Origin of the sequence: Mesorhizobium sp. M5C.F.Ca.IN.020.32.2.1 (genome assembly GCF_004023105.1) — a bacterium.
In the GTDB taxonomy this organism is placed as follows: Bacteria; Pseudomonadota; Alphaproteobacteria; order Rhizobiales; family Rhizobiaceae; genus Mesorhizobium; species Mesorhizobium wenxiniae.
In genome coordinates this window covers 1-6,405 of the sequence record NZ_RZSX01000333.1, presented here as the reverse complement: position 1 = coordinate 6,405, position 6,405 = coordinate 1, and the positions used below count along the sequence as shown (strand labels likewise).

The following is a 6,405-nucleotide window of genomic DNA, read 5'->3' as shown; positions in this document are numbered from 1 at the left end:
AGATTATCGCATCAGAAATTTCTTGCAACTACCTGATTTTATTACTCTAAACAGCAACTTCCGGTGCGGCAGACCGCCGAACTCTTTGGCTCTTGACGCGGCCTCCCGGCTGTGCAACTGCTTAAAGCACGAGCAGGTTTGCTCATCGGCAGGAGTGCCGTTTCACATTGATGGCTATGCAGCCCTTGGTTCGCGGATGACTTCCGCGCCAGGGGTTTTTTGCGTTTGGAGACACGCTTTGACGATACATGCGAATGCGACGGCGGACCTGCGTCTGGCCTGCATCCAGTTCCAGCCGGCGATCGGCCGGCTGGACGATAATCTGAAGTCGATGGAGCGATTGATCCGCCAGGCTGCCGGTCTGGGCGCATCGGTGGTGGTGCTGCCCGAGCTTGCCGACAGCGGCTATGTCTTCGACAGCCAGGACGAGCTGGCCGCGCTCGCCGCCCCCATTCCGGATGGCCGCAGTGCCATGCTGCTGTGCAGCCTGGCAAACGAACTTAACCTGCACATCGTCAGCGGCCTTGCCGAGCGCGACAGCGACCAGTTCTTCAACGCGGCCATGCTGTGCGGACCATCCGGTCCTATCGGTACCTACCGCAAGCTGCATCTGTGGAACCGCGAAAAGCTCTATTTCCAGCCGGGCAATCTCGGCCTGCCGGTGTTCGATACCGCGATCGGCCGGATCGGCGTTGCGATCTGCTATGACGGCTGGTTTCCCGAGACCTACAGGCAGCTGGCGCTGAAGGGCGCGGAGCTGGTCTGCGTGCCGACCAACTGGGTACCGATGCCGGCCCAGGGTCAGCATCCCGAGCCGATGGCCAACATCCTGCACAAGGCGGCCGCGCACAGCAATGGCATCTACATCGCCTGCGCCGACCGCGTCGGCACCGAACGTGGCCAGCCTTTTGTCGGCAGGAGCCTGATCGTCGGCCCGACCGGCTGGCCGATCGCTGGTCCTGCCAGCGAAGCCGGCGAGGAGATCCTCATCGCCACGATCAACCTTGGCGTCATCGCCCAGGCCCGGGCGCTGAGCGAGCGCAACGACGCCATCGGCGACCGCCGCAGCGACGTCTACGGATAACCAAGAAGAAGCCGGCACCACCCGGTACGATAGGCAAAGAAAGGGGAATACCATGAAGAACAAAGCACTGATCGTTGCATTCGCCAGCGCCGCCCTGGCCACTTCCGCCTTCGCGGCGGACGGTCCGATCAAGATCGGCATCCCGGTCGGCCTTTCTGGCGCCAACAGCGTCGTCGCGCCCTCGGTCGTGCAGTCGGCGGAGCTGGCGGTCGCCGAGATCAACGCCGCCGGCGGCGTACTCGGACGCCAGCTTGCGCTGGAGATCGCCGACGACGCCTCCGGTGCCGCAGGCGCGCAGAAGGCCTTCGATTCGCTGGTCTTCCAGAAGGAGGTCAACGCCGTCATCACCATGGAGACGAGTGCGGCGCGCAATGCCGGCCTGCCGATCATCACCAAGGGCGACATCCCCTACATCTACACCTCGTTTTACGAGGGCAAATCCTGCAATGCCAATTTGTTCGTCAACGCCTGGGTACCCGAACAGCAGGTGCCGCCGATCGTCGACAATTTCATCAAGACGCAGGGCGCCAAGAAGTTCTTCCTGATCGGCTCCGACTACGCCTTCGGCCGCGGCATGCTGGAGTTCGCCAAGGCCTATATCGAGAAGTCAGGCGCCAGCGTCGTCGGTGAAGAATATTTGCCGATGGAAGGCAGCGACTGGACGGCGATCATCTCCAATCTGAAAAGCTCCGGCGCCGATGCCGTGATCACCTCGACGGCGGGCGGCGCGCCCAATGTCACCTTGACCAAGCAGTTGCGCGGGGCCGGTGTCACCATCCCCTACGGCAATCTGGCCGTCGATGAAGGAACTGCCAAAAGCATGGGCGCAGACGCGGCCGGAATCTTCATTTCCGCTTCCTATGTCACCAGCATCGACAGCGACACCAACAAGAGCTTCCTTGCCGCCATGCACAAGAAGTTCGGCGCCGAACTGCGCACCCCGAACGACCTCTCGGTGCCGGAATATGAAGGCATCTATCTCTACAAGGCCGCGGTCGAGAAAGCCGGGACGACCGACACCGCCGCTGTGCTTGCAGCACTCGCCGAGGTATCCTTCACCGGCCCGCGCGGCACAGTCTCGATGAGCAAGCAGCACCACGCTCCGCTGACCATGTATCTCGGCCAGGTGAAGGCGGACGGTTCGGTCAGCGTGGTCGACAAATTCGAAGGCGTCGACCCCGGCGAACAGTGCCCGAACCTGTAGTCGCACCTGTCATCGCAACGGGGCGGCGGCCCTGCGCCGCCCCGTTCCACACTATCGGGAACCTGCCATGACGCTTCTCCTGGACATGGTGACGACGGCGGCGATCCTGTTCATCGTCGCCGCCGGCCTGCTGGCGATCTTCGGCGTGCTGAAGATCATCAATTTCGCCCATGGCGCCTGGCTGACGATCGGCGCCTATTGCGCGGTGGCAACCGCCGGCCTTGGGCTCAATCCCTGGGCGGCGCTGCCGATCGCCTTTGCCGTGGGAGCGATCCTCGGCGGCATCACCGAGCTGGTCATCGTACGGCCGCTCTATCGCCGGCCGCTCGACGCCATACTGGCGACCTGGGGTCTCGGCATCGTCATCGGCCAGCTGATCACGCTGTGGTTCGGGCGTGACGTGCAGTTCACCCCCAATTTGCTGTCCGGCACTGTCGATGTGTTCGGCGTCGGCTATTCGCTCTACCGGCTGTTCGCGGTCGCCGCCGCGCTGGTCATCGGGATTGCCTTCACCTTCCTTCTCGAAGGCACGCGGCTAGGCCTGTCGGCGCAGGCGGTGATCATGAACGAGACGCTGGCGCGCGCGCTCGGCATCGACACCGCGCGCGTGCGGCTGGCCACCTTCATGGTCGGAACCGGGCTGGCGGCACTTGCCGGCGTGCTGCTCACGCCGCTGACCAGCGTAGACCCGAATATGGGCGTGGCCTGGCTGATTGGCTCGTTCATGCTGGTCATGGTCGCCGGTTCGTCCTTCTCGACTTTAGCCATAGCCTGCCTCGTCTTCGGCGGCGCACAGGTTCTGGTCAGCACTTTCGTCAGCCCCATTTTCGGTGGCATCACGGTGGCGGTCCTCTGCGCCCTGGTGCTGCGCATCAGCCCGAAGGGATTTGCCCGTGCCTGAGAGCCGTTCCATTCCGCCAAGGGTCTGGCTGCTTGCGGCGCTCGCGCTTGCGGTGGCGGTCGTCGTCATTATCGGGCCAGCGCTGTTCGACCGGTTCACGCTCAATGTGCTGACCCGCTCGATGATTTACGCCATGCTGGCGGTGACTGTCGACATTTTGTGGGGCTATACCGGCATTCTGACCTTCGGCCAGGCGGCCTTCTTCGGGACCGGCGCCTATGCCAGCGCCATGGTGCTCAGCCATCTCGGCGCAACCCCGGCGCTGTTGGCACTGGCACTCGCGCTGGCGATCTTCGTGCCGGTGTTGCTCGGTGCCTTCGTCGGCTGGTTGTCATTCGGCCACGGCTCGACTCCGCTCTATGCGACGGTGATTTCGCTCGTCGTGCCGATCGTGGTCACGCAGCTGGTGTTTTCGGGTGGCGTGTGGACCGGATCGAGCAGCGGGCTGGTCGGCTATTCCGGCCTGCCGCTCGGCTTGCCGGGCTATTTCCGGCTTACCGGCATCTGCCTCATCGTCACCACCGTTGTCGCCCTGGTCTTCACCCGCTCGGATGCAGGCAAGCTGCTCCTCGCCATTCGCGACAATGAAGCGCGCTGCGCCTATCTTGGCCTCGATCCGCAGCGGTTGAAGATCGTGCTGACAACGATCCTCGCCGGCGTCGCCGGCATTGCCGGCTTCCTCTATGCCAACGCGTCGGGTGTGGTGGCACCTGAGAACACCGGCTTCGTCTTCGGCACCGAGATCGTCATCTGGACGGCGCTGGGCGGCCGCGGCACGATCATCGGGCCGGTGATCGGCGCGATCGGCATCGATTACCTCAGCGCCCAGCTTTCCGGCGACCTGCCCTTCCTGTGGAACCTAGTCGTCGGCGCGCTGTTCGTCATGATGATCATCCTGTTGCCGAACGGGCTGGCGCAACTGGCCAGGATGGTGCTGCCGCGCCGCAATGAAGAGCAGACCAGCCAATCGGGTAGCCCTACCCTCGCCGCCGAACCGGCCGGCCACGGATCGGAGGCCGGCAACCGCGCGCTCGCCGTCAGCGGCCTCGGCAAATCCTTCGGCAGCCTGCAGGTGCTGCAAGGGATCGATCTCGACGTTCACCCCGGCGAGCTGGTCAGCCTCGTCGGTCCGAATGGCGCAGGCAAGACGACGCTGATGCGCTGCCTGAGCGACGGCACCGACGCCACGACCGGAACCGTCATCATCGCCGGCCAAGACATCAGCGGCATGACACCGGATGAGATCGTCGCGCTCGGCGTCGGACGCAAGTTCCAGGTGGCGAGCGTCTTCGACAGCCTGACCGTCGCCGACTGCCTGCGCATGGCACGCGCCTCGCGCAACGCGCCGAGCCTGCTGCGCCGCTCCGCCACGCTTGGACTGCCGGCGGCCGCCGCCGACATTCTGCGCTCCACCGGGCTCGACCGCATGCTCGGCCGACCGGTGTCACTGCTGTCGCATGGGCAGAAGCAGAGCCTCGAGCTCGCCATGGTCGTAGCACTCGAGCCAAAGCTCATCCTGCTCGACGAGCCTACGGCCGGGCTGACCAAGGTCGAGCGCACGACCATTGGCGCGACGCTGCAGAAGCTGACCGGCGAGCTTGGCTTTGCCGCCATACTGGTGGAGCACGACCTCGATTTCGTCCGTGACATCTCGACCAGGATCGTCGTTCTCCACCAAGGCAAGCTTGTCCTCGACGGCAGCGTCGATCAGGTCGTCAATTCCGAAATGGTCAGGACGATCTATTCGGGAGGCGCCCATGCTTGAGGCAAGACAGGCAGAGGCCAAAACCATCGCGCCGAAACTGTCGCTGTCGAATGTGTCGAGCGGCTACGGGCCGGTTGCCATCATCGAGGCGCTGTCGCTGGCCATCGCGCCGGGACAGATCTTCGCGCTGATGGGTAAGAACGGCATGGGCAAGACCACCGTGCTAAAAACCATCCTCGGCTTCGTGGCGCTGCGTTCGGGCGACATCCGCCTCGACGGCACTTCGATCGGTGGTGTTTCGCAGGCCTCGCTGATTGCGTCGGGAGTCGGCTATGCGCCGCAGGAGCAGGCGCTGTTCCAGGATCTCAGCGTGCGCGACAATCTGCGCCTCGTCTTGCGCTCGGATCGCGGTTTTGCACAAGCCGTGGAACGGGTTTACGAGCATTTTCCGTTCCTCACGGAGCGCTTGTCGCAACGGGCCGGAACGCTGTCCGGCGGCGAGCAGAAGATGCTCATTCTCGGCCGCGCGCTGATGCTGCGGCCGAAGCTGTTGCTGATCGACGAGATTTCCGAGGGCCTGCAGCCATCAGTCGTCGAACGCATCGCCGCGGCACTCCGGGAGGAGCGCAGGACGAACGGCACGACAATCCTGATCGTTGAGCAGAACCTACCCTTCGCCCTCGGCGTCGCGGACAGCTGGGCAGTGCTGAAGCTCGGCCGGATCGACGATGCCGGCGATGTGACGGCGGGCACGGCGGCCCGCGTTCTTCAGCACCTGAAGATCTAAGACACGCGCATTCGGAAGCGAGGTCGCGGCACATTGTCCGCGTTGTGAACGGCAGCAATGCGCCTGATATCGGCCACCGAGGTGACCGTTGCCACTGCCTGAAAGCAGAGATTGTTGGCGACCATTCTGGACGCCGCGATTGCGCCATCTGCGGAAGTTCGAGGCATCCCCAATGAACGGTAGCAGTCGGACCCGTTCCAGAAGTTCGCGCGCGAGCGCCTACGGCACATTACCTAAACCTAATGTATAACCTAGCCGATTTCGAAGAAATGGTACATAGTTGACGAGCATATGATCTCTTGTTCTTGAATCCGGGCGAGTCGCCCGGCAGCGATTGGAGATATGTCATGGCAGCCAATTGGGACCTTATGCAGACACTTAACAATGGTCGGGTCGAGTGGCCGACGGGTCCGATCACAGGCCTCAACCCCTCCGAAGAACCCAGGTGGGTCGACGCCTGGGTTGTGCAGGCTGACGCTGGAGCCGTGTTACCGTTCGACGGGATTAAATATGTCGGCCCCAGTCAAAGCTCAGGCCACACTCCACATTGGTCAGGTTGGGGGGCGGGGCCGTTTACTATGTGGAAGGCAGACGACCCGGGGTGGGCATACGGAAAATTCACGAGCGGATTCGCACTGGGGATCGCGCTCTTGGCTTATCGGGATACCGCCACAAATCCCAATACCACTGAATTCGAATGGTGGTATGACATAGTCTGGCTTCT

Annotated in this window: 6 protein-coding genes; all 6 read left to right on the top strand. The window is 63.3% G+C overall.

Annotation, left to right across the window (positions count from 1 at the left end; translation table 11 throughout):
* The first annotated feature begins 238 nt into the window (after positions 1 to 238).
* Positions 239 to 1,084, top strand: coding sequence for a nitrilase family protein (locus EOA86_RS17705; RefSeq protein ID WP_127212012.1), 846 nt, complete (start codon positions 239 to 241; stop codon positions 1,082 to 1,084).
* 52 nt (positions 1,085 to 1,136) lie between these two features.
* A complete protein-coding gene (locus EOA86_RS17700) occupies positions 1,137 to 2,288 on the top strand; it encodes a substrate-binding protein (protein WP_128342829.1) in 1,152 nt (383 codons plus the stop codon).
* 67 nt (positions 2,289 to 2,355) lie between these two features.
* Positions 2,356 to 3,189 carry a branched-chain amino acid ABC transporter permease gene (locus tag EOA86_RS17695; RefSeq protein WP_127212014.1) on the top strand — a complete coding sequence of 278 codons (834 nt, stop codon included), beginning with the start codon at positions 2,356 to 2,358 and terminating at the stop codon, positions 3,187 to 3,189.
* A complete protein-coding gene (locus tag EOA86_RS17690) occupies positions 3,176 to 4,954 on the top strand; it encodes an ATP-binding cassette domain-containing protein (RefSeq protein ID WP_128342827.1) in 1,779 nt (592 codons plus the stop codon). Before EOA86_RS17695 ends, EOA86_RS17690 begins: the two co-directional genes overlap by 14 nt.
* Complete coding sequence (locus tag EOA86_RS17685) at positions 4,947 to 5,681, top strand: ABC transporter ATP-binding protein (RefSeq protein WP_127212564.1); 735 nt, start codon at positions 4,947 to 4,949, stop codon at positions 5,679 to 5,681. Before EOA86_RS17690 ends, EOA86_RS17685 begins: the two co-directional genes overlap by 8 nt.
* A gap of 347 nt (positions 5,682 to 6,028) precedes the next feature.
* Positions 6,029 to 6,405 (top strand): hypothetical protein (locus EOA86_RS39425; RefSeq protein ID WP_206630057.1); only part of this gene is annotated, 377 nt, incomplete at its 3' end.